A 1,869-nucleotide genomic window follows, 5' to 3' on the forward strand; every position below is an offset into this window, starting at 1 on the left:
GAGAACCTCGGACCGGTTTTCGACGGCATCTCGAGCGTGATGGTGAACCTCATCAACGTGGTTCTGACGCTCCTGACGGCTCCGCACGCGCTCGTGGTGACCGGTGTGTTCACGCTTTTGGCGCTCTGCACCCGCAAGGTGGGTTTCGCGGTGTTCACGCTGGGCGCCTTCCTGCTCATCCAGGGCATGGACCTGTGGGTGCCTGCCATGGAATCCCTGGCCATCGTCATCGTCGCGTCCGTCGTCGCCGTCGGTATCGGCGTGCCCATCGGTATCTGGGCGGCCCGCAGCAGCCGGGTCAGCAGCGCGGTGCGGCCGGTGCTCGACTTCATGCAGACACTTCCGGTCTTCGTCTATCTCCTGCCCGCGGTCTTCTTCTTCGGTGTCGGTGTCGTGCCCGGAGTGGTCTCGACCACGGTCTTCGCCATCCCCCCGGCGGTCCGGCTCACCGAGCTGGGGATCCGCCAGGTCGACAAGGAGGTCGTCGAAGCGGCTCTGGCCTTCGGTGCCAGGCCCCGTCAGATGCTGAGGGACGTGCAGTTCCCCATGGCCATGCCCTCGATCATGGCCGGCGTCAACCAGGTGATCATGCTGGCGCTGTCCATGGTGGTGATCGCGGGCATGGTCGGAGCGGGCGGACTGGGCACCATCGTGGTGCGCGGCATCAGCACCCTCGACATGGGCGACGCGGCCGAGGGCGGCATCGCCGTGGTCATCATCGCCATCTTCCTCGACCGCCTGACCAGCGCGTTCGCCGCGCCGCGCCGCGGCCGCGGCCGGCTGCGCGCCGCACTGGCCACACGCCGCAACCAGGCCGCCCCTCCCGCCACCGCCACCGCCGCCGCGGCAGCGGCGTCCGGCAAGACCGCCGCGTCCGGCGACGAGAGCGCACATCCCGCAGCCCTCTCCAGCTCGTCCTGAACCCCATGGGAGTCACCGACATGATCCGTAGCATTCACCGAAAGAGCAGACTGGCCCTCGCCGCCGGCAGCGCCGGAGCCCTGCTGCTGCTCGCCGCGTGCAGTGGTGAGACCGCCTCCGTGGGATCGGGCGGCGACAGCGATTCCGGTACCAGGAGCGTGAGCATCGCCGTGGTGGACGGGTGGGACGAGAACGTTGCCACCACGTACCTGTTGAAGGAGCTGCTGGAGGAGCGGGACTACAGGGTCGAGGTCAAGTCGCTCGATATCGCCAGTACCTTCACGGCCGTGGCGAACGGGCAGATGGATCTGTACACCGATGCCTGGCTGCCCCTGACGCACGAGGCGTACTGGGAGCGTTACAAGGACGATCTTGAAATCGTCTCCACCTGGTACGACACGGCTGAGTCCAGCCTCGCCGTCCCGGAGCACATGACGGACGTCAACACCATTGAGGATCTCAAGAAGCACAGCAAGGAGTTCGGCAGCCGGATCGTCGGGATCGAGGCGGGTGCCGGGCTGATGAAGCTGACCCGTACGTCCGTCATGCCCGCCTACGGCCTGGACGATTTCACGCTGGTCGAGGGCAGCACCGCGGCCATGCTGGCGGAGCTGGACTCGGCCACCAAGAACAACGAGGCCGTCGTGGTCACGTTGTGGCAGCCGCACTGGGCGTTCACCAAGTACCCGATCAAGCCCCTGAAGGACCCCGAGGGCGCCTTCGGCGAGCCGGACAAGGCCCAGGCGATCGCCAGCAAGGAGTTCACCGAGAACAACCCGGAAGTGGTCGAGTGGCTGAACAACTTCAAGTTCGACAGTGACCAGCTGGGCAGCCTGCTGCTGACGATGAAGGACAAGGGCAAGGGCAAGGAACAGGAAGCCGCCAAGGAATGGATCGCGGACAACAAGTCCCTCGTCGACTCCTGGTTCGCATAGTCCAAAAGCACGC

The 1,869-nt window shown here is 66.1% G+C and carries 2 protein-coding genes; both read left to right on the forward strand.

What is annotated here, in order from left to right; all coding sequences use genetic code 11:
• On the forward strand, nt 1–921 hold a 921-nt coding region (locus ACWD3C_RS48450; protein ID WP_451155203.1), incomplete at its 5' end, for an ABC transporter permease.
• A 20-nt stretch (nt 922–941) separates the two neighbouring features.
• Complete coding sequence (locus tag ACWD3C_RS48455; protein ID WP_451155205.1) at nt 942–1,856, forward strand: glycine betaine ABC transporter substrate-binding protein; 915 nt, start codon at nt 942–944, stop codon at nt 1,854–1,856.
• The last annotated feature ends 13 nt before the right edge of the window (nt 1,857–1,869 follow it).

This window comes from Streptomyces sp. NPDC002845, assembly GCF_053591955.1.